A 24,937-nucleotide genomic window follows, 5' to 3' on the forward strand; every position below is an offset into this window, starting at 1 on the left:
TAAAATCGGTGAATTATTACAGAAGTTAAATACATACATAAAAAGTTTTCGGAGGTGGTGGAAATAAATAGATATATGTACAGGAGTATTTTGTATAGTTACATACTATATGAGTAGCTGATTGTTGTTATAGGGCATTAAAGGAGCAAAATACGATAGAAAGTTCTAACTAGGAGGCTTTAAAATGGATCCAATGAGAGAAGAGTTAGGGATATTATCTGATAAAGAAATGACGTTGCAAACTCTTAATCTGAATAATATACCGTCTGTTGAATTAGTTGACCCAAAAACCTGTTCATATCCAGTGATAGGTAGGAAATATGGTCACTATAGCGGAAGAGATATTGTTATCGTCAATACAAAGGACCAAGCAATATATGAAGGATATGATTATTTTACGAAAATATATGCAATAGACAAAGAATATTGTCTAGAAGTAGAAGGACTGAGCGTGAAAAAAGTACAAGTAGTAACCAGTGAACATGTTGTATTTAATGAAATACCCATTCGAACGCAAGCCTTCGGTTGGAAATTAGAGCAGATAAACAGCATGGATGTACCGGAAATGCTGACGAACGTAGCCATTCGAGCGCTCTACGTAACGGGAGCTAAAAGCGGCTTTGTCAAAATGGGGGTATTAGAAAATGGAGAGTGTATCGTCACCGATATTAACTCATCAGAGAGTGAATGGATAGAAAATCCATTAAAGCCTAGTCTTCCTTTTAGCATGGGTGCTGATGTTGAGTTTATGTTAAGTTGTGATGGAGAGCTTCTACCAGCTTCTACTTTTTTTTCTGTTGAAGGTCCGGTAGGCTGTGATGAAAGACAAATAGAGCAAGATAGCGGTGAGTATGCATTAGTAGAAGTTAGGCCTGAAAAAGCGAATTCATCAACAGAGCTATTTGAGAATATCCAAAAATTAATAGAAAAAGCATCTGCACAGGTACCATATGAAAATGTTCATTTTCGAGCAGGCAGCATGCCGTTTTCAGGGTATCAATGTGGAGGACATATTCATTTTGGCATTCCGCTTTCTTTATCCTTATTAAGAGCTCTTGACCACTACCTTGCTATTCCCGTAGCGCTGATAGAAGAATCTAAGACCGCTAAACTCAGACGAAAAACGAACCATGGAGGTCTTGGACGCTATCGTGAGAAACCGTATGGATTTGAGTATTTAACTTTAAGCTCTTGGATTATCGACCCTAGAATTACTCTCTCCACTTTAGCTCTTGCTCAGCTAGTTGCTACCCATCATCATGAATTAAAAAGCGAATTTTTATTTCATCCACTTACGCAGCGTGCCTACTATCAAGGGAATAAAATCTTTCTTAAACGAATGTGGAAAGATATCAAGGCCAATCTTATGAAAACATCCAGCTATTCATACTATCAAAATGAACTATCTTTTCTATTTGAAATGATCGAAAAAGAAATTCCTTGTGATGAATCAAATGATATTCGCAGGAATTGGAATGCAAAGATTTCTAAAGAAATCTATGACCGCGGACATATTATCCAAATCCCCAAAAAGCTCCGTTTAAAATACGGCCTCCAAGAGGGGCAGTCTACGATTATTAGTGCAGGAAAGGCAATATCAACGGCAACTGTGCATTCTTATCCTTTTTCATTTCGCCATCCAAATATGGTTCAACTCTCTAAATCTCTCCGTGATAAACTATCTCTCCCAAAAGATTGGTGCCCCAAGCTATCAGCTTCAGAAGGCATTATAACTTTAGGTCCTATCATTGGCATTCTTGCTAACCGTCCTTTTGAAAGACAAACAACTTATTTCCACCATCTATGTCGCTTAGCAAATGAAAAGCGAATGCTTGTATATGTGTTTGAACCCGAAGATATTGATTGGGAGAAAAAATTGGTTAAAGGAACAACCATTAACGGTGAAGGGCTCTTTCCTTTTCCTGCTGTTATTTATGACCGTTATTTCATAGATGGCAGAAAAAATATTTTAATAGATGAAGTAAGAGCAAAACTTCAGGCGATTTATAAAATTCCTTTTGTTAATTCTTCAAACTTGTTTCAGCTTACGGGAGATAAGTGGGCAACATATGAACTTCTTATGAAAGAATATGAAGAATTTCTTCCAGAGTCACGTCTCGTACAAAGTCCTAAAGACATTGCAGAAATGCTTGATAGGTACGGAGAAGTTTATTTAAAACCGCTTGGCGGGGCCTTAAGTAAAGGAGTCATGCGCATCGTTCGCCGACCAACAGGCATCTTTTGGTTTGATCTTAATAAAAAAGAGCTACATCAATTCAGTAATATGGAAGAATTATTTGCTTTGCTCTCCCCTTTGATGAAAAACAATCCTTATCTTGTTCAAGAAGGAATTCGCAGAAAACAGCATAAAGATAAAAATTTAGAAATACGGGTTTATATGCAAAAAAATGAAAAGCAAATTTGGCTTCGAACGGGCATGGTTGCGCGTCTCACCGGTGAAGATGTGCTAACGGAAGATTCAGAAACGAATATGCGTCTCAGTAAAATATTGAATAGTTTATATCCCGATCCAACAGACAGGAGGCTCATTATAAACCAATTAGCTAAAATATCTAAAAATATTGTGGCAACAGTAGAAGAGAAAGTGGGTCCTTTTGGAGAGCTAGCGGTAGATTTATGTATAGATCAGTACGGTTCCATAAAGTTGCTTGAAATAAATGCAAAACCAGATAGTCTGTTCTCACAAATTAGAGCTTATAAGCTGCGTACTTTGGCGGGGATTCGTCTGCTTAATTATGCGTCTTCACTGGCTGGTTACGAAGAAGAAAAGGAGGATTTAACATGAAGCACTTTACATTAAATGAAATCCTTAAACAAACGGGGGGAGACCTTTGTTATGGATCAGGAAATCCTGTTATTAAACATGCTATAAACTACGCTAAAAAGGATATAGAGGATCATACACTCATCTTTCATTTAGATAGAGAACCGATTAGAGGAAAGTATTGGAAAGAAAATCATTCAATTGTCGTTATAACAGATCACCCTGAGCTGTGCACGAACTTAGAGGGAGATATTATTCTTGTTAAAACAGCTCAATTAGAAGAGGCTTATTGGAAATTTATCGAATACTACCGAGGGCTTTTTGATCTTCCTGTTATTGGAGTTACAGGAACTTGTGGAAAAACGACCACGAAAGAGATGATCCGACAAATATTAATTGAAGACTATAAAGTGAAAGCTACGTGGATGAGTATGAATTCTATGTCTGTAAATCTACGTTATTTAACAGGTATTGATGATACGACAGAAGTAGCTGTTTTTGAAATGCCGGTCGCTTATCCAGGTTATTTAAAAGTTGCGTGCCGCTACTTTCAGCCACAAATACGAATTCTATTAAATATAGGCGTGCACCATCTTGCTGATTGTGAAACACCTGAAGAATATATGAAAGCAAAAGCCGAAATTGTAGAAGGCTTAGATCCAAATAGCGGAATTTTAATTTTAAACGCAGATGACGAAAATATTAAGAGAGTGCTTGATGTAAAGCATCTTCAAAATGTTGTATATATAGGTAAGAATAATGATTCCCAATTTCAAGCAAAAGATATTAAATATGCTAATGGGGGAATGACTTTTACTTTAAAGCACAAAAACAAAGAATACGATGCTTTTATCCCTGGATATGGTGAACATAATGTGTATAATGCACTGGCTGCCATTGCTGCAGTATCTTATGTGGGCGTTGATATTTCCGTTGCCATACAAAGACTAAGCTTATTTGAACAAGTAGAAGAACATTTGGAATTTAAAAGAGGAATGAATGAATGTACGGTAATTAACGACACATGGAACTCTTCACCTTTATCGATGGCTACAGCTCTTGGAGTTCTCAGTGATATGTCAAAAGAGAAACAATCTATCGCTTTATTAGGCTACATGCCTCAGCTAGGAGAAGGACCTTATGCAATTAAACAATATGAAGATATGGGAAAAAAAGCAGCGGAATCCAAAATTGACATTCTAGTTGTAGTGGGAGATGAAGCAAAAGCTATTGGAACAGGAGCTTTAAAATATGGAATGGACCCTAATAGAGTCTATTTTTGTAAAACTGGTGATGAAGTATACAATGTGCTAGCTCCATATTTAAATGAAAATACAATAATTTTATTAAAAGTAACACATCGTGTTATGACAAAACCTACTTTTAAAGAATTAAGAAATAAACTTATTCTAGACAACGAAGAGTAAAAGGAGGATAGACATGAAAAAGACCAAACAGCTAAGAGAGTTGATAGAAAGCAAACAGCTAGAGTTTATTATGGAGGCTCACAGTGCGCTATCTGCAAAGATTGTAGAAGAAGCAGGGTTCAAAGGGATATGGGCCAGCGGCCTGTCTTTATCCGCAGCACTGGGTGTAAGAGATAATAATGAGGCTTCGTGGACACAGGTATTAGATATCTTAGAGTTTATGAGTGATGCAACGTCCGTTCCCATTCTTCTGGATGGTGATACAGGCTATGGGAATTTTAATAATGCAAGAAGATTAGTTAAGAAGTTGGAGCAGCGAGACATTCCAGGCGTATGTATTGAAGATAAATTGTTTCCAAAAACAAACTCATTTATTAAAGGTGAAGCACAGCCGCTCGCAGATATTAATGAATTTTGCGGCAAAATTAAAGCAATGAAAGATAGCCAAAATGACGAAGATTTTGTAGTGGTATCGCGTGTAGAAGCATTTATTGCAGGGTGGGGGCTGAAAGAAGCTTTAAAACGTGCAGAAGCTTATCGCCAAGCGGGAACCGATGCCGTTTTGATTCATAGTAAAAGGTCAGATATGACAGAGATTGAAGCTTTTATGAAAGAGTGGGGAAACAGGCTTCCGGTTATTATTGTTCCAACCAAATATTATTCGGTTCCAACTGATAAATTTAGTGATTTAGGAATTAGCTTAAGCATTTGGGCCAACCATAATTTAAGATCTTCTATTACAGCTATGCAGAAAACGTCCGCTCAGATTTATTACGATAAAAGTTTGATTAACGTAGAAAAAAATGTCTCTCCGCTTGAGGAAGTTTTCCGTCTTCAAAAAGCTGAAGAGCTCGATATGGCAGAGAAACTTTATTTAAGCTCTGCCAATCATAGTATTAACGCTATGATTCTGGTAAAAAAATCAGCAAATGACGTTTTAATAACTGAGCAAATGAATCAGTTAAAAAAAGTTGGCGTGACAAATAGTATAAAAGTAGACAGTAACAAAGCTATGGAAGACAAGGAGTCTCCTAATCAAGGAGAATTATATGATCTTTATGCTGCAAGAGATAAGCTAGGAACGGCTACTTTAATCAGTGATAGTAACATCGTGTATAAAACTCATGTTTTTGAGGAGTTAATTCATGAAAGTGGCGATATCACTATCGTAGCAGGAGCTGATTATGATTTAAAAGGGGATCAAACATCTTATGTAACGGCTGAATTTCCCTATTCCAAAAAGCTTTATTCCAAAACAGTAGACTTAATTCAAATGTCATCCAGTCCCAATTCTAAAAACATTCATGGTGAATTCATTGGTCTTTGGAAAGTTTCGGGAAAAGGCACTGAGGTTGTAAAAAAAGTTTTGGAAGAACTGGCACAAAGAGAAGATTTTGCTCAGCTCACGTTCTCTGATTTTTTTAATTATATTAATTTAATTCATCCGGTTGCTGTTAAATATACGATGGGATCATGGATAGATACCGAAACGTATATAAAGCTTCAAAAAGATGGTGGGAAAAATGATTAGTACATCATCATTTGGGAATCAATTAAAAAAACTAGGTTTTCAATTTTATAGTGGGGTTCCTTGTTCCTATCTTAAACCTCTAATTAATTACGCTATCAACGAATGTGAATACGTTGCAGCAGCAAATGAAGGAGAAGCAGTAGCAATTGCTGCTGGCGCATCAATTGCTGGCAAGAAAGCGGTTGTTTTAATGCAGAACTCCGGATTAGCAAATGCTGTTTCCCCTTTAACCTCTCTTATTCATCCGTTTAAAATTCCTGTCCTTGGATTTGTCAGTTTTCGCGGAGAACCTGGATTTCCGGATGAACCGCAGCATGAATTAATGGGAGAAATTACTCCTGCTCTGCTAAATACAATGAAAATAAAATGGGAATATTTATCTTTTGATTTTACCGAAGTTAAAAACCAATTACGGCGGGCTAATCAAGCTATTGAAAATAATGAAAGCTACTTCTTTATTGTGAAAAAAGGAACGTTTGAGTCAGTTAAGCTTTCAGAAAAATCAATGAAAAACGTTACTCCTAAAATGAAAAGTGAACAGATAACAACCGACGAGTTACCTTCAAGGTATGAGGCACTACAAGTAGTTAATTCACTAAAGGACAATGATACCATTCAATTGGCCGCTACAGGAAAAACGGGAAGAGAGCTTTACGAAATAGAAGACGCAAAAAATAATTTTTATATGGTTGGATCTATGGGGTGCGTTAGTTCCATTGGTTTGGGCTTAGCTTTGAGCAGAAATGAAAAGAACATCATTACGATTGATGGAGACGGAGCTTTGCTTATGCGCATGGGAAATCTAGCAACCAACGGATACTATTGTCCGGAAAATTTATTACACATTCTTTTAGACAATCAAACCCATGATTCTACAGGGGGACAACATACGGTCTCTCATAACATTAATTTTGTAGATATTGCTTCTTCCTGTGGGTATCAAAATTCCATTCATGTTCATAACTTAAATGAGTTAGAGATGTATATCAAACAGTGGAAAAATGATAAAAAATTAACATTTTTATATCTTAAAATAGCGAAGGGATCTAAAAAGAACCTGGGGCGTCCTGAAATGAAGCCTTATGAAGTCAGAGAAAGACTGCAGGTGTTTTTAGATGATTAAGACAGCTGTTATTCTAGCTGCGGGGATGGGGAGCAGGATTCGTAAAAGAGCTGGAAACCGCCCTAAAGGTTTTTTGATGATTGATGAAAAATCGATTATTGAACATTCCATTTCAAAGTTAATAGAAGCAGGAGTTAAGACGATTTTTATTGGAACAGGTTATATGAAAGAAGAATATGAAAAGCTAATGGTTAGATACCCTCAAATAAAATGTGTTTATAATTCTAGATACGAAACAACGGGAAGTCTGTTTACGCTGTATCAATTTAAAAGTTATATTAAAGAAGATTTTTTACTATTGGAATCAGATGTAATTTATGAAAAGAGTGCGTTGAAAACATTAATAAATCATTCGAGATCAGATGTTATACTAGCGAGTAAATTGAACGATGCTGGCGATGAAGTGTATATCGAAGCTGATGAAAATAATAACCTTAAGAATATGTCAAAACAAAAAGAAGAGTTGAATAGTATTTATGCAGAACTAGTTGGTTTAACCAAACTCTCTTATGCTACATTTCAGAGACTTTGTGATGAAGCAAATACGCTGTTTCAGCTAAATCAAGCGATTGATTATGAATACGGGCTTGTTAAAATTTCCGAAAAAGCAAATGTGTATGTTCATAAACTGGATAATTTGGCATGGTGTGAAGTGGATGATGAAGATCACTGGGCAAGAGCAACTACTATTGTTTATCCGATTATTAAAGCTCGTGAAGGTATTCCGCACGCCGTTAAAAGAAATATCCTCCTGAATCCTGGACCGGCAACTACAACAGACACCGTAAAATATGCTCAAATAGTGGAAGACATTTGCCCGAGAGAAAAAGAATTTGGAGAGACGATGGAGTTTATCTCTGCTGAATTAACAAAGTTTGTTGGGAATTCAGATAAATATACTACGGTACTATTCGGCGGATCTGGAACGGCGGCCGTGGAATCGATTTTAAGTTCAGTAATTGATAACGGTACGGTTGTTATTATTAATAATGGTCCATACGGTGAAAGAATGTGTAAAATCGCTGAAATTTATGGGCTGGATTATGCAGAATATAAAAGCTCCGCTGAGCGGGCTATTGATATGAATGACTTAGAAGTTTTTATAAAAAAGATTTCGGCGAACGTTTCTTATCTGGCGCTTGTTCATTGTGAAACGTCAACAGGGCTTCTTAATGATATTGAGCAAATTGGGAAACTTTGCGCAGTGGAAAATATCGAGATGATTGTAGATGCAATGAGTTCCTATGCAGCTGTTCCAATTGACATGCAAAAAATGAATATAAGCTATCTGGCCGCAAGTGCAAATAAAAACCTTCAAGGAATGGCAGGCGTGTCGTTTGTTATAGCAAATAAAGAAAGGTTAGAAAAAACGAAGAAAATGAAGCCTCGCAACCTTTATCTTCATTTATATGATCAGTATCGCTATTTCCAAATGAATAAACAAATGCGTTTTACTCCTCCTGTTCAGACTATGTATGCCTTAAAGCAGGCAATTATAGAAACTCAGTGGGAAGGAATCGAGAGACGATATGAACGCTATTCAAAATCATGGACTACTTTAACGGATGGAATTACTCGGCTTGGGTTGACCTATTTGGTTCCTGAAACACATCATTCTAAAATTATTACCTCTATCCTCGAACCTTCCTATCAAAATTATAATTTTGATATCATGCATGATTTTTTTTATAAACAAGGATTTACTATTTATCCCGGTAAAATCGATAAATTAGAAACGTTTCGAATAGCCAATATTGGTAATATCACGTATAGAGATATAGAAAGATTTCTTCACCTTCTTGAACAATATCTTAACACTTTAAAAGGAGAGTGAAAAAAGTGAATCAAAAATTAGCTGTAGCAGTTATGGTGGTAAATCAAGATCATCACGTGCTTCTAGTCAAAAACCATAGACGGGGATGGGAATTTCCCGGTGGTTTTGTCGAAGCAGGTGAATCGATAACAGATGCGGGTATACGAGAAGTTAAAGAAGAATCTGGAATTGTTATTGAAGTGACAAACTTTCTCGGAGTAGAACAAGATGTTAAACGATCTACTACTGTTATTTTATTAAAGGGAAAAGCGATTAGCGGGGAAATTTCAGTTTCTAGTGAAACGCAGGATGTAGGATATTTTACGTTCGAAGAAGCAAAAGGCATCATTAAATTAGATAACTTTAAGGATCGAATGACTAGATGTCTAAATGAGACTGAAATACCTTTTTTCTATGTTTTAAAAGACACGGATTCTTTTTACGTATAGGCGGAAGGTTTCTGTGTTGTGATAGATATGCGGGGTGAACTCGAGTGAAAAAACTCTCATCGTCATGCGTAACGATGAGAGTTTTTTTACAGTAAAAGTATCGTTGCTTATTCAGTCGTCGCAATTTCTTCTTCTACATCATGGTCTTCTAAATTAGCATTTAAAAATTCACTTGTTTCCGATAAATTGAGATTTAATTTCGTTTTTTTGCAGATTTGAATTGTAACATCCTGAACGGAGACGTCTAAAACATGTCCACCTTCTTTTTTATATTCATCAATGAAATGCAGGTGATAGCCGGGAACACCGATGCCTGAGGAATATTCTGGCGTGTAAAAACCTGCTAGTGTTCCATTTACATCAGAAGATGTAAATGTAGGCTGATCAGCCGCTGCATCTACCATAGAAGGATAGGGCTTCTCTTGCTTTGCAACCGTGCGGGTTTTTACTTCTTTGAACTTCCCGTCAATGCGAACTGCATAGAATAAATTAGGGCTTGGAATAAGCTTGTTCATTAAGGTTTCTAGTTGTTCACGGTTCATTTCCTTTTCTACACGGTAAGAGATATCTTCATAAAAGGTTGTCATAATGGCAAATGGTGTTTTTGCATCTTCGCTAATAGGGGCGGCTTTCCCATCAGCAATATGATAAAATTCTCCGTCAAAGGCAATCATTTCACCGTCCAATTGATTAAACGTACCGATGCCGAAATCACCCTTTTTAGCTAAGTCCTTGTAAGTGACAACACCGTCAAATACTCCGTCTAATAAAGCGATCATAGTGGAAGTTTGGTAAATCGTTAATTTTTCTTCATTGCTCATTCTTTACTCAGTCCTTTCAGTTAATTTGATCTGGCAGTAGCTGTGTATTTAATTTTTCATTATCTTTATAATCTACAGGCACATCGATGATAACGGGGCATTGTTCACGAAAAGCGCTTGCTAGAGTGTCCGAAAATTCTTCTGGTGAGTTAACTCTAAATCCTTTGGCACCAAAACTTTCAGCAAGCGTAACAAAGTCTACACTGCCGAACTCTACCGCAGATTTTCGGCCATATTTAATCTGCTGTTGAAAGCCAACCATATCGTAGGTTTGATCGTTCCAGATAATGTGAACAATTGGTAAGTTTAACCGAACGGCTGTCTCGAGCTCCATAGCTGAAAATAAAAAACCGCCGTCTCCAGACATGGACAGAACTTTTTTATGGGGGCGAACGAGTGCAGCTGAAATAGCCCAAGGCAAAGCAACACCTAGCGTCTGCATGCCGTTGCTGAATAGTAAATGCTGAGGTTCATAGGAACGAAAATAACGAGCCATCCATATGTAATGCGAACCAACGTCACATGTGATGGTAGTGTCATCTTCAACAAAGTTCTGCAAAATTTCAATTAATTGTAGGGGATGAAGGTGAGTGTCATTAGAAAACTCGTACTGATCGTCAGGTTGTTCAAGTTTGCTTTTTAATGTTTTTAAAAAAGAAGCACTTTCTTTTGAACGTATTAAATGTGGGAGTTTATCCGTTAATATGTCAATTGTGCTTGGAATATCCCCTACTAACTCAATTTCCGGCTGATAATGGTGGTCAGCTTGCGCTTGTACATCATCTAAATGAATAATGCTTCTTTGACTTTCTGAGTTCCAAAGAGAAGGAGGGTATTCAATTGGGTCATATCCGATTGTTAAGACGACGTCAGCATGCTTCAATAAGACATCTCCAGGCTGATTGCGAAAAAGACCTACTCGTCCAAAAAAGTGAGTTTCAAGCTCTCGTGAAACAGCTCCCGCACCTTGGAACGTTTCCACCACAGGAAGGTCATGTTCTTCTATAAGTTGACGGATTGATTCCACTGCTTTAGATTTACTTGCTCTCATACCTAAAAGTAAAACAGGTAGTTTTGCTATGCGAATAGTGTGTATAGCTTGGGCAACAGCGTCTAAATTAGCAGCGCCAATCGTAGGAGTTTTTAGAACGGATAGAGTGGAAGCTGATGTTTCGCTATCCATTACATCCTGCGGCAAGCTGACAAAAGATGCTCCTGAAGGAGAAGAAACAGCTTCGCGAAAGGCGTCTGTTATCACTTCTGGAACGTTTGCAGCATCTTCTACCTCAACGCTGAATTTGGCGATAGATTTAAATAGTCCTTCATTATCCATTGATTGATGCGTCTTTTTTAATCTATCTGCTCTTGGGACGGCTCCTGCTAGGGCTACCACTGGATCACCTTCAGAAGTAGCAGTAACAAGGCCAGTGGCTAGATTTGCGGCACCTGGACCTGATGTGACAAGGCAAACGCCCGGCGTACCTGTCAGTCTTCCCATAGCAGCTGCCATAAACGCAGCATTTTGTTCATGGCGGCAAACAATTACTTCTGGTCCTTTCTCTTTCAAAACATCAAATACGCCATCAATTTTGGCTCCTGGAATGCCAAAAATATAAGGCACATTCTGACTTGCCAAACTTTCTACTAGTAAATCGGCGCCTTTTTTTGTTTCAGTAGTATCGGCATTACTCATCGTGCATTCTCTCCTTTATGTTTTTTAAATAAGTTTTAAGGTCTACTGATTGAATACCCAATTTGTATGACAACTAACCAAAGGAAAGGAGAAGGTTTTAATTTTCTAAATAAAAAACTTCCCTATTAATTAGGGAAGCAGAGATGTACCTATTGCGAATAAAACATGTCTGTTTTATTTGTAGGTTTATGGTACTTGAGGGATAGCAAGTGAAAGTCCTACGCGGCTCTTATTTGGTATGGTTAAAAAGCTTTTGGTAACTAACAATTTTTTGATCTAGTTTTTGACTTAATTTTAAAATCTCACCGTGAGAATAGCTGCTTGTTTTCTTAGCTAATTGGTAAATATCTGATTGTAAGGCTCGAATTTCTTTTTCTAACTGAGGTTGCTTCATTGAAATCCTCTCCAAGTCAGAATACTTCTATCTTCTATCTTTTATCTAATAGTATGAAATTCCTTCATATTTGTAAAATGTTTTTTGTTTTGAAAAATATGACATAGGTGAAGAGCTACTGACAAGCTTTGTCGAACACTTTTTTTACCTGTTTTCAACAAGTATGATATACTGAGGCTAGGAAAAATGATAATCTGGAGCGCACGTTCAGTTATTCTTAACAAGCGAATGAATTCTTAGCTTTCACAAGTGTAACTTGTAAGGTGAAGAAATTCATCACATAATCTTATTAGATCTGAACCTTGTTAGCCCGGATGAGGATTTGTCGAAAACGATTCACTAGAAAAAACCTTCGAGACCGCCAACTCGGAGGTTTTTTTATTTTTGTGTATGGAAATTTAAAAAAGACATAGACTAATAAAGAAAAAGGTCCCGCACCCATAATCGGCCGTAGCTGACTACACCTTGTCCATTTCTGCAAGGAAGCTGTCTTTTTACTATAGGGAAGTGCCGCCAAACACGATTCCCTAAAGACAATCAGCACACGAGCCTTATGGATGAAGAACCTTTTAGAGGATACTTATCGGTGATTACTTATTTTACTACTGGAAAAATAGCAAAATAAGAGCGACTATGGCTCCTAAAAGCTCTACGTAAGCCGTTAGGAGCTGAACATTCTCGGCATCTAGGAAAAATGACTTGAGGATTCGTCTCAGACTATCCACCACCTTTTTCTTCCTTGCGTGAATTCCCAAGGGAAAGAAAGGGGACGACAGTGCTTCTTTATTTTAACAAAAGTAGGAAATAATAAGTAGATTTATTTAAAGTGTAAATTAAAAAAGCATGTAGAATACATGCTTTTTTAATTTGGGTAAATTTCTTTTATACGTCCGACTTGTCCATCTGTTAAACGGACTTTGATGCCGTGTGGATGAAAGCTTGAATTGGTCAGAATGTCTTTGACCGTTCCGTGTGTAAGTTTTCCAGAACGCTGATCTGCTTTTAAAACAATGTCGACTTTAGTTCCAGGAGCTATGTCTTTTCTATTTTGACCGTTCATTATACACCTGTTCTCTTTCGCTGATTATTCGTTTTTTTGGTTTGTTGACTCGTCAGCTTTTTGGTTGCTTGATTGGTGCTGCCGTTCTTAGCTTTATTTGAAGATTGATTTTTCTTATTAGCAAGCTGCTGTTTGATAGCATCTTGAAGACTAATTTTCTTTTTAAGTTGTTCTGTCATAAGGGTTCCTCCTGAATACGTACATCGTTTAAAAAACAACGAAAGTAAGGGAATGAAAAAGCTGACTATCTAGTCAGCTTTTTTTAATTAGAAACAGTGACTTCTTCTACAGGCTGCATAAGTACAGCTTCTTTATCAGGGTACGTTTTTTCAATATGATGTTCTCCCCAAGAGCATAATGAATCAAGAATGCTTTTTAAAGACCATCCGTAATCTGTTAAAGAATATTCTACTCGAGGCGGCATTTCATTGTATATCTTTCTAACAATGATGCCGTCTGCTTCAAGTTCGCGAAGCTGCTGCGTTAATACTTTTTGTGTAACGCGCGGCATAATTCTTTTTAATTCTCCAGGGCGCTTTGTCCCTTTAATTAAGTGGCAAAGAATAACGACTTTCCACTTGCCTCCAATGACTTCTAGTGCCGCTTCCACTGGAATATTATATTTTTTCACGTTAACAACTCTCCTTGTTCTAGAGATAACGGTTAAATGCATGGTTTCGCATTTTTTCTGATGTTTATCATACCACTATAGCGCAGAATTTTCTAGGTGTAAGCATTTTTTTAGAATACCCAATAGTTCATGACTTTAGTATTTACGCTTATTGTAACCTCCAGGTACCTATATCACTTGAAAGTGCGTACTTTTTCTTTGGTTTTACATCGCTCATAATAACAATTGTTGATGGCGAGTTAGCGAATATATGAAAGGTACCTAAGCTAATCAGCCGTAAAAGAAGCTATTATAAAGAAGTTATTATAATGAACAGGAGGCGTTAAGAAGTGAACACACTTTCACAAACGCAACAAAGTAAAAAAAGCGGTGCTTTGCCGCTATTAGCGCTAGCTATTAGCGCCTTTGGAATCGGGACTACAGAGTTTGTTCCAGTAGGTTTATTATCATCGCTTGCAGATGATTTAAATATTTCCATCACACTAGCAGGGTTATTAATTTCAGGATACGCAATGGGGGTTGCATTTGGAGCTCCCGTATTAACAGCTTTAACAAGTAAAATGAGCAGAAAATCACTGTTGATGCTATTGATGGTTATTTTTATCGTAGGAAACTCAGTAGCAGCTTTATCAACAAGCTTTGGTCTGCTGCTTATAGCACGAATTATTACTGCATTTTCACACGGGATTTTCTTTTCTATCGGTGCGACTATCGCTGCTGATTTGGTGCCGGAAGATAAGCGGGCAAGTGCCATTGCTTTAATGTTTACAGGTTTGACAGTTGCAACTGTTACAGGTGTTCCGCTTGGTACATTTATTGGACAAGCTTTCGGTTGGAGAGCAACATTTTGGGGAGTAGCTTTACTTGGCGTTATTGCTATTATTGCAAGTGCTCTTTTAGTACCTAAAAACTTAAAAGAAGCGCCGCCGGCAAAGTTTAGTGATCAATTGAAAATTTTAAAAAACGGGCCGCTTTTACTATCGTTTGCTATTACTGCTTTAGGGTATGGGGGAACGTTTGTAGCTTATACGTATTTAGCGCCTATTCTTGAAAAGCTAACAGGATACGCACCAAGCGCAGTTAGTATCTTGCTACTGGTATATGGTGTAGCGGTAGCTATCGGAAATACGATCGGAGGAAAAGCTGCTAATAAAAATCCATTAAAAGCATTGTTTTGGATGTTTTTAATTCAAGCAGTTATCTTAGTTATTTTATCGTTTACCGCGTCGTTTAAAGTAGCGGGAACAATCACGATTTTTGCCATGGGCTTATTGGCATTTATGAACGTACCTGGACTGCAAGTGCTGGTCGTGAACTTAGCTGAAAAGTATGTCCCTTCAGCAGTAAATGTAGCCTCTGCGCTTAATATTGCTGCATTTAACGTTGGGATTGCCATTGGTTCTTTTGTAGGCGGCCTAATCGTTGATTCCATTGGTCTTGTTCATACTCCCTGGATTGGAGGAGTTATGGTTTTAGGAGCGGTCTTATTAACGGCATGGAGCCGTTCAATAGAAGCAAAAGCAAAATAAAAAAAGAGATCATCGCTTTTTGCGATGATCTCTTAGTTATAAAAGGAGAGGAAGCAAATGACTACATTTCAAGATCACAAGGCATATCGTCGTATGTACAAGGAAAATGAGTTAACATTAGGTTTGCATATGCCGCTTGAAAATTATCAGTATGCGACGCCTACGATGGAGAAACAAGTAGAGCTCACGCAGCTTGCAGAACAATATGGGTTTACAAGCTTATGGTTCCGTGATGTCCTTCTTCAAGATCCATCATTTGGTGATCCAGCCACGGGTCAAATTTATGATATGCTTATTTATTTGACTTATCTTGCTAGTCAAACAAAAGAAATTGCTCTCAGTACATCTGCTATTGTGCTGCCTTTACGCCATCCGCTTCGTGTAGCTAAAGAAATGGCAACCATTGATCAGCTTTTTCCTGAGCGTTTGATTATGGGCGTATCTTCTGGAGACCGTCAAGCAGATTTTCGAGGGTTAGGTATTCCTCATGAAGAAAGAGGAAAGCGATTTGTAGAGGCTTTTCATTATTTAGAAGAAGCGTTAAATAAAGAATTTCCATCTATCCAGTCTGCTTTGGGATCCATTCAAGGAGCAAACGTTGTTCCTAAGCCAACGAAACGTATTCCAACGATGATTACGGGATACAGTCAGCAAAATATGGAGTGGTTTGCACAGTATGGAGACGGCTGGATGTATTATCCTCGTCATCCGCATTTTCAGGCAGAAGCTATTACACAATGGAGGAAACTGGTTGACAGCTATCATCCAGGCGTTTTTAAACCTTTTACACAGCCTATGCATCTAGATTTGGCAGAAGATCCAAATGAAATGCCAACGCCAATTCGTTTAGGATTTCGAGCAGGTCGTAATACATTAATTGAGCTTCTTTCTATTTATAAAGAAATAGGAGTTAATCACCTCTTTTTTGCTCTTTTTGATAGTAAGCGTCCGGCTGAAGAAGTCATACATGAGCTTGGTGAAGAAGTGCTTCCGCATTTTCCAGGTCATATGTAGCAAAAAGAGGCTGGGACAAAAGCAGTTTAGTTAAAGGAAAATCCGAACGAGTTAGATTCTTAATGGAGAATCTAACTCGTTCGGATTTTTTATTGGTAGGATGAACGTAGATTTCATTGATTTCGTTATGTCTCAATCTCTTTTTATATATTTCAAGTTATAGGATATATAAGAAATATGTATTAGAGTTATTGATCCTATGTTCTTTATAATAAAAGTATCCATTATCTCCTTGGATGATACAAAGTCGAAAGGAGAAACACGATGAGTGTTGCATTTTTATTTCCAGGACAAGGCGCACAATATGCTGATATGCTTCATGATATAAAAAATAAATGGGGATTAGCTAGTACGTTTGAAGAAGCAAGTGAGGCTTTACATCAAGATGTATTATCGTTAGATTCGTCAGAAAAATTAAAATATAATAAAAATGTTCAGATATGTCTTTTTGTTGCAGGAGTGGCTACGGCTAGAGCGTTTAAAAAGGCAGGATACTCGCCAGACGTAGTAGGAGGGCATTCAATAGGGGCGTTTGGAGCAGCAGTTACATCTGAAGTGTTATCTTTTAAAGAAGCTCTTCTTCTTGTGAAAAAAAGAGGGGAACTGATGGAAAAAGCTTATCCTGATGATTATGGTATGGGGGTTGTAATGGGACTGCGCGAACATCAGCTTCTCTCTATTGTACATGAAATATCAACTGATGCAGCTCCTGTTTACGTAGCGAATCTAAATGCTCCTGATCAAATAACGATTTCTGGCACCTTAAAAGCAATTGAGAAAGTTCTTGAAAAAGCATCTAAAAAAGGGGCTAGAAAAACTAAAATACTTCATGTAACGGTGCCTTCTCACTGTCCTCTTATGGAAGGAGTTTCGAGCGAGTTACGAAAAACAATAACTGAAGTGAAAGGAAAAGACCCGGTCGTTCCTTTTATAGGTAATTGTAAAGCTCGGAAATTATGGAAAGCTGCTGATGTTAAGGAAGATTTGGCAGCGAGTGTTGCACTACCCGTTCGTTGGCATGATGCGACGGAAGTTATGTATGAAATGGGTACAAGATTATATATTGAAATGGCTCCAGGAAGAGTACTAACGGATTTGACTGCTAAGAGCTTTCCGGAAGCAAGGGCTATTTCGGCAGCCGAATCTACCATGAAGTCTGTGTTAATTTTAATGGAAAAAGAAAAAATGTAAGCGCCTTAATTTAGGGATAGAAGAAAGGAGCTAGAACATGAGTGGCATAAAAAAAACTTCAAAATCATGGACAACTCGCCGAGATCAAAAAGCAGCTCGCCTTGCGAAAATAGATCATCTTCTTAAAGGAAAGTTATTGGGTAATGAACACATTATTGAAGCGTTAGAATTGCTTATATCACCCGGAGATAAAGTAGTGCTTGAAGGAGACAATCAAAAGCAAGCATCTTTTTTATCAAAGGCGCTGAATGGAGTAAGCGCTGATAAAATAAATGGCCTTCATATGATTATGTCTAGTATTTCACGTCCGGAACATCTCGACATATTTGAAAAAGGAATTGCTGAAAAAATTGATTTTTCGTACGCAGGTGCTCAAAGCCTTCGCGTGTCTCAAATGATTGAAGATGATACGTTGAAAATGGGAGAAATTCATACATATCTAGAGCTTTACGGACGCCTTTTCATTGATTTAATTCCTAACATTGCCTTAGTGGCTGCTGACAAAGCGGATGCACAAGGTAATTTATATACAGGAGCAAATACGGAAGAAACACCGACCATTATAGAAGCAACCGCGTTTAAGGATGGAATTGTTATTGTGCAGGTAAATGAACTAGTGGAAGAACTTCCAAGAGTCGATATTCCAGCTTCTTGGGTTGATTGCATCGTCGTGGCAGACCAACCCTATCAATTGGAAGCTTTATTTACACGAGATCCTCGTCATATTACAGAGCTTCAGATTTTAATGGGCATGATGACAATTCGGGGGATCTATGAGCGCCACAACGTACAATCATTAAATCATGGCATTGGCTTTAATACAGCTGCTATCGAGCTTTTGTTGCCTACTTATGGAGAAAAGTTAGGATTGAAAGGTAAAATATGCAAGCATTGGGCGCTGAACCCTCATCCCACGTTAATTCCAGCTATTGAAAGCGGATGGATTGAGAGCGTGCACTGCTTTGGTGGAGAAGTAGGAATGGAACAATACACAGCGGCACGTCCAGATGTGTTTTTTACAGGACGCGACGGCAGCCTGCGTTCAAACCGTGCGATGTGTCAAGTAGCTGGTCAATATGCGGTAGATGCTTTTGTAGGATCAACTTTGCAAATAGATGGAGAAGGAAATTCTTCTACCGTCACATCCGGACGTTTGTCAGGATTTGGCGGAGCGCCTAACATGGGGCATGACCCTAGAGGTCGCCGACATTCTACGCCTGCTTGGTTGGATATGATAAACGAGCAGCACGAACTAGCAAGAGGCAGAAAGCTAGTTGTTCAAATGGTTGAAACCTTTCAAGCGGGAAATGAGCCTGTTTTTGTGGAGTCTTTGGATGCAATAAATGTAGCTAAACAGGCAAATTTAGCTACCGCTCCTGTTATGATTTACGGGAATGATGTAACGCATGTTGTGACGGAAGAAGGAATTGCCTATTTATACAAAGCACAAAGCTTAGATGAAAGAAAAGCAGCGCTTGCAGCAGTAGCAGGGGTAACGCCTATAGGATTGCGGCACAACCAAGATAAAGTAGAAAAGATGCGCAGAGATGGCCTGGTGGCTTTTCCTGAAGATTTACAGATTCCCCGTACAGAAGCAAAGCGTTCATTATTGGCTGCAAGAAGTGTAGAAGATTTAGTAGAATGGTCAGATGGTTTGTATAGTCCTCCTGCTAAATTTAGGAGCTGGTAAGGAATATGCGTATGCAGAGTATTCAAGAAGAGTCAAAAACAGCTGCTGTATTTTATTCACGTCTAATAGCCAAAATGGCTGTTACTGCTCTAGTTGATGAAGCCGTACTTACACCTAAGCCTGGGCTCGTAGATGCAGCAACAACTGGATCTCATCAAGACATGAATATTGAGACGCTGTTAACTTCGGCTTATGCTTTACAACCGACCTTTACACAGATTGCATTATATAGCCAAGGAAAGCAGCCAAGTCAGACGCTAAGAGAAGAAATTGCTCGAATTGGACGCGAGGGCGAACAAATTATGTACGCAGCTACGCATGGTGTTAATACACACAAAGGAGCTATTTGGGCATTAGGTCTCCTTGCTTCCGCAACAGCAGTTTGCGGTATTCAAGCGTCACCAGCATCCATCGCAGAAGCTGCAGGACAAATTGCTCGTTATGCAGATCGTTTCTGTCCTCTGCATTCATCTAATGGACTTCGTGTAAAAAAACAGTATGGCGTAAAAGGAGCGGCTGGAGAAGCGCAGCAAGGGTTTCCCCATGTGATTCACATAGGCTTGCCTGCTTTACATAAAGCTCGCAAGCTAGGCATACATGAAACATCAGCAAGGATTGATACTTTAGTAACATTAATCGCCAACCTTGATGATACGTGTATTTTGCATCGTGCTGGTCCGGCTGTGTTGGAGGAGGTTAAAATGGCTGCATCCAATGTGTTAGAAGCTGGAGGGGTAGCTACATTAATGGGAAAACAGCGGCTAGAAGTGTTGGATCATATGCTTCTATCATCTAACGCTTCTCCAGGTGGAAGCGCAGATTTACTGGCTGCCGTATTATTTTTAGACCGAATATCTCTTTTTAAAGAATCGTAAACGTCTGCAGGGAGGAGTGGCCAATGGAAACGTTAGTGTTTAAATATAAAGCCGATCGAAAGTTAAGTCAGCGTGCACATGTAGGCGTTGTTGGTTCAGGAGATTTAGAAATTTTAATGGTTCCTTCTGATGAAGAACATGCTTGCGTATCAGTACGAACAGGAAGTGAAGGGTTTAGTGAAACATGGAAAGCCGTATTAGACCGATTCTTTAATGTTCATACGATTCAAGCGGAAATTGTCATCAATGATTTCGGTGCTACGCCTGGTGTAGTCGCTTTGCGTCTTGCACAAGCTTTGGAGGTGAGTGAAAATGGGAGTGAATAATCAAAGCTTTATTGAGTTAAATGGAAGAGAACGAGCACAGGCAATTTTAGATAAAGGCACATTCTGTGAGCTGCTCGGCCCTTTTGACGGGATCGAATCGCCTCATTTACCTAAGCAAGATATTGTTCCTCAAAGCGATGACGGTGTCATCATAGCAAGTGGGCTAATAGCAGGAGAGCCAGCCATTGTCATTTCAATAGAAGGAGGGTTCCAAGGAGGAGGCATTGGTGAAGTATCGGGAGCTAAAATTGCAGGAGCTTTAGAACTAGCCCTTAATAATCATAAAAAAGGTGTTCCTGTTAGACCTGTTTTTCTATTTGATACAGGAGGGGTAAGGCTCCAAGAAGCGAATTATGGACTTTTGTCGATATCTGAAATTGGCTCAGCTGTGGTTGCTTTGCGTGAGCACACACCTGTTGTCGGAGTTATTTCAGGAAATGTAGGCTGCTTTGGAGGAATGTCTATCACTGCTTCACTCTTTAGTTATCTTATTATGACAAAAGAAGCAAGGTTTGGCCTTAATGGCCCTGAAGTGATCGAACAAGAAGCAGGTGTTGAAGAGTTTGATGCAAGGGACCGAAGCTTAATCTGGAAAACGATTGGCGGTATTCAACGCTATGAAACCGGGTTTGCAGATGCCTTAGCACAGGATGATGTCACTGCTATTCAACGAGCGGTTCAAGAGACGTTTCAAAAGAAAGAAAAAGTAACTAGTAAAACCGAACAAGTAGATTTTTACAGACATTTGCTTAGTAAGGTTGACCCTTCAAAAAAAATGGCTCCTGATCAGTTTCAAGAATTGTATAAAGCAACAAAAAATGAACCTATCTCTTCAACAGTCTCTTACTCGCTGAATGAAGTTCCAGGTAACATGCCCAACAGCCGCGGCCGAGTGTGGATCAACGCCTTAATAAATGATGAAGAAGCAGATTTTTACATTCCTTCCGTTCTTTATAAAGACGCATTGCTAGGAAGAGAAAAGGTCCGATATATATCGGTTGTACCTAATCCTTATAATCGTTTCTTACGTGCACGAAAAGGGGAAGTAGGACTAGATGAAGGCTGGGCAATTGCCAAGCACGTTCGTGAAGTAATAAAAGAAGATCGAAATCAATCTCCGCGCCCTATAATTGCCATTGTGGACGTACCGAGTCAAGCGTATGGCTATCATGAAGAACTTCTAGGTATTCACTATGCTTGCGGTGCTGCGGCTGATGCTTATGCAGCAGCGCGCTTAGCAGGTCATCCGGTTATCACGTTAATTGTCGGAAAAGCAATTTCAGGAGCATTTTTGGCTCATGGATACCAATCAAACCGAATTGTGGCTTTAAAAGACGAAGGAGTGAATGTTCACGCCATGTCCAAACAGTCGGCAGCGCGCATTACTAAAAGAAGTATAAAAGAACTTGAAGAAGCTTCAAAGAAAGTCCCATCCATGGCTTATGATATTGAATCATTTGCCTCACTTGGTGCTTTATATGAGCTAGTTAGCGGTATTCAAGCAGAGCAGCCCACAGAGCGCGACGTTCAAACGATTCAAGATATTTTGACCGGAGCAGTAGAAGATGTACGCCGTGAAGGTGTGTACGATTTAAGCACCCGGCTATACAGTGAGCAAGCAAGAAAGGAAGGGCGAAAAGCTTCTTTATTAGTAAGAGATGAGTTGGAAAAACAATGGAATATATAGTTCATGATTTGCTTCAGTTAAAAGAGGAAGCAAAGCTTATCAGTTATACCCCTATCCCCGATTGGGTGGAGCATTCTTTAGCGAAGGCTCCGTTTGTAGTTGTAAGACGGGCTGTTCACCGAGGTAGCCTGATACCTGTTGGAGTAAGAGGAGAAAGAAGAAATCAGCGTTTTGGAGCATTTGTATCAGAGCAGAACGTTAAACAAAGGATTAGGCCGGAAGATCTCGTTTCACTTTTTCAAAACGTCCAGTCCAGAAACATGCCAGCTATACGCGCTTTAGAAAAGGTGGCTATTATTTTTGAAAAATTTGTGTGGGGACCAACCGGCAGTGTAGGGTTCGAGCTTGCAAGCGGTGAAGAAGTTGTCACGACAACCAGTGATTTAGATGTACTTATTCGCCTTTCTTCTTATTTGTCGGTGAAACAAGCGGAAATGATAGTCAGTAAGCTAAAGAGGTGCTCAGTTTCTGTAGATGTACAGGTAGAAACAGAAAAAGGAGCATTTTCTCTAGCGGAATATGCAAAGGGCGAAGAGACGCTGCTTCTGCGTACTGTATATGGACCTTCCTTAGTAAAACTGAATCAATTAGCATAAAAGACGGAAGAGGTATTTGCACCTTTTCCGTCTTTTATATCAATACCAGCTTTTCTCCTTGCTTAACAAGCGCTTTGCTTCAAAAAAGAATATTTGAATGAACTTTTTGGTGTTAATGCGAATCGGCAAAATTTTAGAATCTCCCTGCAATTCTTTCATTTTTTTACGAACGGCTGTAAAGTCAAAAAACTTAGAAGCATAATTTTCAAACTTTGGATTTGAAAAATCTGTTAATCCAATAGAAGCAAAGTGATTTAGTGAGTGAGTAACTGCTCGTCTTATTCGCTGTTCACAAGCTTTGGTTTCACGATTAATTTCAATGGAAGACGCGTGAGCTCCCAATTTTTTCTCAGCAACATTCACAAAAATATTTTTTAGAGAAGGGAAATGTTTTTCCACACTTTCTCTTTGGTCATAAGTGTACAGAAACTGTAAAATATCCAGTAAATCTTTTGCACCATTTTCTCCTACAATACCTAACTCGGCTAATAAGAATTTTCCTACATCGTATAGATGGACTTGTTTCGTTATCGGCTGGCTTGAAGGGGGAGCGTGATGAGCTGTCGCTAAACTGTTCAAGGAGGTTTTAATATCATCGATTGATTTCTCAAGGGAGATTCGTTCCATTACTTTTCGAATAACCGTTAAAATTTCAATTCGATTAATTGGTTTTGTAATATAGTATTCAATTCCTAATGAATAGGCTTCTCCTATCAATTCTTTAGACTCTACCTGTGAAATCATAATCATTTTTCCGTTAAATGAATCTTTTAAATGACGGATCGTTTCGATCCCATCCCGTCCTGGCATAAGTAAATCGATAAATAAAATATCAATTTGTTTTAAATTTAACATAGAAGCATCTAAAAAGCTTCCGTCGACGACTTCTTCTACAACTTCTCCTAAATCCTCATCTTCAATCAGCTGACTGAGCGTTGAACGAATAGCTGAATCGTCATCTGTAATACAAAATCGCATAAACTCATCCTTTCTGAATTAGATTACGAAGGGGGATTTGAATGATAAACGTCATTCCGCTGTCTTCTTGTGTAGCTTTAATCGTACCTTCAAGCTCTTGAACAATATCTTTTACATAAGAAAGGCCAATGCCAGTAGAGGGGTTTCCAAATTGATCGTATTTTGAGGTGAAACCAGGTTCAAAAATAGCTTTTTCGTACTTCAAAGGCACGCCAGGACCGTTGTCTTGTACATGGAATTCTACATGTTCAGCTTGTCTATGTACCGATAAAACAATCCTTCCTTCATCTTTAATCGCTTCCACTGCGTTTGCTACCAAGTTATTAATGATCGATAAAATGGTATAAACGTGGTAGCTGAAATGTTCCCCGTTTACAGAGGAAAAAAAGGTAATTTGTTTGTGAAGGGAATCAGCATATTTTTTGTTAATGCGTACGATCAGCTCGATTAATTCCTCTGCTTTCATATAATTTTGGAAACTTTCATTTGAAATTGTTTTAGATAAGCCCGCAAAAATACGCTGGTTGTCTTTTTTTACTTCGTGAATATCTCCGGCAATCCGAAGCGCTTTTTTACTGAGCGTTTGGTTTAGCACAGAATGATCTTTTTCTTGCTGATTTAATACACGGTATAAATCGTACGAGGCTTTTGTAATCACTTCTGTATTATGAAGGGTCTTTTTTAAATGAACGGTTTCTTCATAAAGGCTTGTAATAAGCATTAGCATGTGCTCATTTTGTTTGCGAATTTGACGTTCTCGTGACTGTGATTCATAAATCGTCATCATATTAAAAAAGCTAAGTACAATGAAGCTGTGAGCAAAAGCAATAACGGCCATGTCAGATAATGAATCGACATGGATTGTTGTGTGCAAAACGATATACTGCGCAGTTAGTTCCACTATATCAGCAGCAATTTCAATGATGAGTCCAATCAATCCAATTACAATAGCACTATAGTTCATGCGGCTTACTTTAAAAACAAAAAATAAAAGTGCATACGTAAAGTAGAAGAAAAACGTAGGGTAATGCGTATGTGCAGAAGCCGCAAATTGAAAATGATCGAGCATGATATAATCGAGCATGATGCGAAAGAGAACGACGCTTAAAGCTGTTAACAAGCCGCCAGATAACACGGTTTTCCGTTTTAAAAGCAACAGGAAAAAGAAAAATGTAGGAGCTCCAAATGTAATTCGAAATGTTTCATTTAACGGATAAAATTTTAACTCTCCCGCCAGCGGAACAGTAATGAGCATGAGCAATAAAATGTACGGATCTTTTTGAATGAAAGATTTAAAATTCAGATAATTGCACCTCCTGAAGTG

The 24,937-nt window shown here is 38.5% G+C and carries 22 protein-coding genes; 14 read left to right on the forward strand and 8 right to left on the reverse strand.

What is annotated here, in order from left to right; all coding sequences use genetic code 11:
- The first annotated feature begins 184 nt into the window (after window positions 1–184).
- From U9R83_RS04015 to U9R83_RS04040, 6 genes are read left to right on the forward strand one after another with little or no spacing between them, the layout of a single operon-like run.
- Window positions 185–2,806: a putative amidoligase domain-containing protein gene (locus U9R83_RS04015; protein WP_243548784.1), complete on the forward strand. Its 2,622-nt coding sequence runs from the start codon at window positions 185–187 to the stop codon at window positions 2,804–2,806.
- Window positions 2,803–4,212 (forward strand): Mur ligase family protein, encoded by a 1,410-nt coding sequence (locus U9R83_RS04020; RefSeq protein WP_014461510.1) that lies wholly within the window; start codon window positions 2,803–2,805, stop codon window positions 4,210–4,212. Before U9R83_RS04015 ends, U9R83_RS04020 begins: the two co-directional genes overlap by 4 nt.
- A gap of 13 nt (window positions 4,213–4,225) precedes the next feature.
- The gene (gene aepX / locus U9R83_RS04025; RefSeq protein ID WP_014461509.1) at window positions 4,226–5,743 is read left to right on the forward strand and encodes a phosphoenolpyruvate mutase; all 1,518 of its coding nucleotides are present in this window, start codon (window positions 4,226–4,228) and stop codon (window positions 5,741–5,743) included.
- Window positions 5,736–6,866: a phosphonopyruvate decarboxylase gene (gene aepY, locus U9R83_RS04030; protein ID WP_226556131.1), complete on the forward strand. Its 1,131-nt coding sequence runs from the start codon at window positions 5,736–5,738 to the stop codon at window positions 6,864–6,866. The genes aepX and aepY overlap by 8 nt, the downstream gene beginning before the upstream one ends.
- On the forward strand, window positions 6,859–8,700 hold the full coding sequence (locus tag U9R83_RS04035; RefSeq protein ID WP_014461507.1) for a 2-aminoethylphosphonate aminotransferase: 1,842 nt from the start codon (window positions 6,859–6,861) through the stop codon (window positions 8,698–8,700). The genes aepY and U9R83_RS04035 overlap by 8 nt, the downstream gene beginning before the upstream one ends.
- A 5-nt stretch (window positions 8,701–8,705) precedes the next feature.
- Window positions 8,706–9,128 (forward strand): NUDIX hydrolase, encoded by a 423-nt coding sequence (locus U9R83_RS04040; protein WP_116742051.1) that lies wholly within the window; start codon window positions 8,706–8,708, stop codon window positions 9,126–9,128.
- Window positions 9,129–9,235: 107 nt separating this feature from the next.
- On the opposite strand, the gene budA is transcribed toward U9R83_RS04040, so the two are convergent.
- The 6 genes from budA to U9R83_RS04070 all read right to left on the reverse strand — a co-directional run bounded on the left by budA (window position 9,236) and on the right by U9R83_RS04070 (window position 13,727).
- Complete coding sequence (gene budA / locus U9R83_RS04045; RefSeq protein WP_182421369.1) at window positions 9,236–9,949, reverse strand: acetolactate decarboxylase; 714 nt, start codon at window positions 9,947–9,949, stop codon at window positions 9,236–9,238.
- Window positions 9,950–9,965: 16 nt separating this feature from the next.
- A complete protein-coding gene (alsS, locus tag U9R83_RS04050) occupies window positions 9,966–11,642 on the reverse strand; it encodes an acetolactate synthase AlsS (RefSeq protein WP_328575070.1) in 1,677 nt (558 codons plus the stop codon).
- Window positions 11,643–11,871: 229 nt separating this feature from the next.
- Complete coding sequence (locus tag U9R83_RS04055; protein ID WP_014461503.1) at window positions 11,872–12,036, reverse strand: aspartyl-phosphate phosphatase Spo0E family protein; 165 nt, start codon at window positions 12,034–12,036, stop codon at window positions 11,872–11,874.
- 862 nt (window positions 12,037–12,898) lie between these two features.
- Entirely contained in the window at window positions 12,899–13,096 is a 198-nt protein-coding gene (locus U9R83_RS04060; RefSeq protein ID WP_014461501.1) for a YwbE family protein, read from the reverse strand.
- A complete protein-coding gene (locus U9R83_RS04065; RefSeq protein WP_014461500.1) occupies window positions 13,096–13,275 on the reverse strand; it encodes a hypothetical protein in 180 nt (59 codons plus the stop codon). Before U9R83_RS04065 ends, U9R83_RS04060 begins: the two co-directional genes overlap by 1 nt.
- Window positions 13,276–13,358: 83 nt before the next feature.
- The gene (locus U9R83_RS04070) at window positions 13,359–13,727 is read right to left on the reverse strand and encodes a winged helix-turn-helix transcriptional regulator (protein ID WP_014461499.1); all 369 of its coding nucleotides are present in this window, start codon (window positions 13,725–13,727) and stop codon (window positions 13,359–13,361) included.
- A gap of 329 nt (window positions 13,728–14,056) precedes the next feature.
- Here U9R83_RS04070 and U9R83_RS04075 point away from each other — a divergent pair, with 329 nt between their 5' ends.
- The 8 genes from U9R83_RS04075 (at window position 14,057) to U9R83_RS04110 (ending at window position 22,635) form a co-directional block, all read left to right on the forward strand.
- Window positions 14,057–15,256 carry an MFS transporter gene (locus U9R83_RS04075; RefSeq protein ID WP_014461498.1) on the forward strand — a complete coding sequence of 400 codons (1,200 nt, stop codon included), beginning with the start codon at window positions 14,057–14,059 and terminating at the stop codon, window positions 15,254–15,256.
- A gap of 57 nt (window positions 15,257–15,313) precedes the next feature.
- Window positions 15,314–16,270, forward strand: a complete 957-nt coding sequence (locus U9R83_RS04080; RefSeq protein WP_208732719.1) for an LLM class oxidoreductase — start codon at window positions 15,314–15,316, stop codon at window positions 16,268–16,270.
- Between the two features lie 264 nt (window positions 16,271–16,534).
- On the forward strand, window positions 16,535–17,461 hold the full coding sequence (locus U9R83_RS04085) for an ACP S-malonyltransferase (RefSeq protein WP_140451644.1): 927 nt from the start codon (window positions 16,535–16,537) through the stop codon (window positions 17,459–17,461).
- Between the two features lie 37 nt (window positions 17,462–17,498).
- A complete protein-coding gene (gene mdcA / locus U9R83_RS04090; protein WP_243548787.1) occupies window positions 17,499–19,151 on the forward strand; it encodes a malonate decarboxylase subunit alpha in 1,653 nt (550 codons plus the stop codon).
- Between the two features lie 5 nt (window positions 19,152–19,156).
- Window positions 19,157–20,026 carry a triphosphoribosyl-dephospho-CoA synthase gene (locus tag U9R83_RS04095; protein ID WP_243548788.1) on the forward strand — a complete coding sequence of 290 codons (870 nt, stop codon included), beginning with the start codon at window positions 19,157–19,159 and terminating at the stop codon, window positions 20,024–20,026.
- Between the two features lie 23 nt (window positions 20,027–20,049).
- Complete coding sequence (locus U9R83_RS04100; protein ID WP_014461493.1) at window positions 20,050–20,352, forward strand: malonate decarboxylase subunit delta; 303 nt, start codon at window positions 20,050–20,052, stop codon at window positions 20,350–20,352.
- Window positions 20,339–22,039, forward strand: coding sequence for a biotin-independent malonate decarboxylase subunit beta (gene mdcD, locus U9R83_RS04105; protein ID WP_182421367.1), 1,701 nt, complete (start codon window positions 20,339–20,341; stop codon window positions 22,037–22,039). Before U9R83_RS04100 ends, mdcD begins: the two co-directional genes overlap by 14 nt.
- Entirely contained in the window at window positions 22,027–22,635 is a 609-nt protein-coding gene (locus U9R83_RS04110; protein ID WP_243548789.1) for a malonate decarboxylase holo-ACP synthase, read from the forward strand. Before mdcD ends, U9R83_RS04110 begins: the two co-directional genes overlap by 13 nt.
- 39 nt (window positions 22,636–22,674) lie before the next feature.
- On the opposite strand, the gene U9R83_RS04115 is transcribed toward U9R83_RS04110, so the two are convergent.
- Window positions 22,675–23,613 carry a response regulator gene (locus tag U9R83_RS04115; RefSeq protein ID WP_115653094.1) on the reverse strand — a complete coding sequence of 313 codons (939 nt, stop codon included), beginning with the start codon at window positions 23,611–23,613 and terminating at the stop codon, window positions 22,675–22,677.
- Window positions 23,614–23,617: 4 nt separating this feature from the next.
- A complete protein-coding gene (locus U9R83_RS04120) occupies window positions 23,618–24,868 on the reverse strand; it encodes an ATP-binding protein (protein WP_243550290.1) in 1,251 nt (416 codons plus the stop codon).
- Window positions 24,869–24,937 lie beyond the last annotated feature (69 nt).

This window comes from Priestia sp. LL-8, from assembly GCF_036227845.1.
GTDB classification, from domain to species: domain Bacteria; phylum Bacillota; class Bacilli; order Bacillales; family Bacillaceae_H; genus Priestia; species Priestia zanthoxyli.

Coding starts and splice junctions, on each gene's coding strand:
- U9R83_RS04015 (WP_243548784.1), top strand. CDS start 185: ATGGATCCAATGAGAGAAGAGTTAGGGATATTATCTGATAAAGAAATG.
- U9R83_RS04020 (WP_014461510.1), top strand. CDS start 2,803: ATGAAGCACTTTACATTAAATGAAATCCTTAAACAAACGGGGGGAGAC.
- aepX (WP_014461509.1), top strand. CDS start 4,226: ATGAAAAAGACCAAACAGCTAAGAGAGTTGATAGAAAGCAAACAGCTA.
- aepY (WP_226556131.1), top strand. CDS start 5,736: ATGATTAGTACATCATCATTTGGGAATCAATTAAAAAAACTAGGTTTT.
- U9R83_RS04035 (WP_014461507.1), top strand. CDS start 6,859: ATGATTAAGACAGCTGTTATTCTAGCTGCGGGGATGGGGAGCAGGATT.
- budA (WP_182421369.1), bottom strand. CDS start 9,949: ATGAGCAATGAAGAAAAATTAACGATTTACCAAACTTCCACTATGATC.
- alsS (WP_328575070.1), bottom strand. CDS start 11,642: ATGAGTAATGCCGATACTACTGAAACAAAAAAAGGCGCCGATTTACTA.
- U9R83_RS04055 (WP_014461503.1), bottom strand. CDS start 12,036: ATGAAGCAACCTCAGTTAGAAAAAGAAATTCGAGCCTTACAATCAGAT.
- U9R83_RS04060 (WP_014461501.1), bottom strand. CDS start 13,096: ATGAACGGTCAAAATAGAAAAGACATAGCTCCTGGAACTAAAGTCGAC.
- U9R83_RS04065 (WP_014461500.1), bottom strand. CDS start 13,275: ATGACAGAACAACTTAAAAAGAAAATTAGTCTTCAAGATGCTATCAAA.
- U9R83_RS04080 (WP_208732719.1), top strand. CDS start 15,314: ATGACTACATTTCAAGATCACAAGGCATATCGTCGTATGTACAAGGAA.
- U9R83_RS04085 (WP_140451644.1), top strand. CDS start 16,535: ATGAGTGTTGCATTTTTATTTCCAGGACAAGGCGCACAATATGCTGAT.
- mdcA (WP_243548787.1), top strand. CDS start 17,499: ATGAGTGGCATAAAAAAAACTTCAAAATCATGGACAACTCGCCGAGAT.
- U9R83_RS04095 (WP_243548788.1), top strand. CDS start 19,157: ATGCGTATGCAGAGTATTCAAGAAGAGTCAAAAACAGCTGCTGTATTT.
- U9R83_RS04100 (WP_014461493.1), top strand. CDS start 20,050: ATGGAAACGTTAGTGTTTAAATATAAAGCCGATCGAAAGTTAAGTCAG.
- mdcD (WP_182421367.1), top strand. CDS start 20,339: ATGGGAGTGAATAATCAAAGCTTTATTGAGTTAAATGGAAGAGAACGA.
- U9R83_RS04110 (WP_243548789.1), top strand. CDS start 22,027: ATGGAATATATAGTTCATGATTTGCTTCAGTTAAAAGAGGAAGCAAAG.
- U9R83_RS04115 (WP_115653094.1), bottom strand. CDS start 23,613: ATGCGATTTTGTATTACAGATGACGATTCAGCTATTCGTTCAACGCTC.
- U9R83_RS04120 (WP_243550290.1), bottom strand. CDS start 24,868: ATGCTCATTACTGTTCCGCTGGCGGGAGAGTTAAAATTTTATCCGTTA.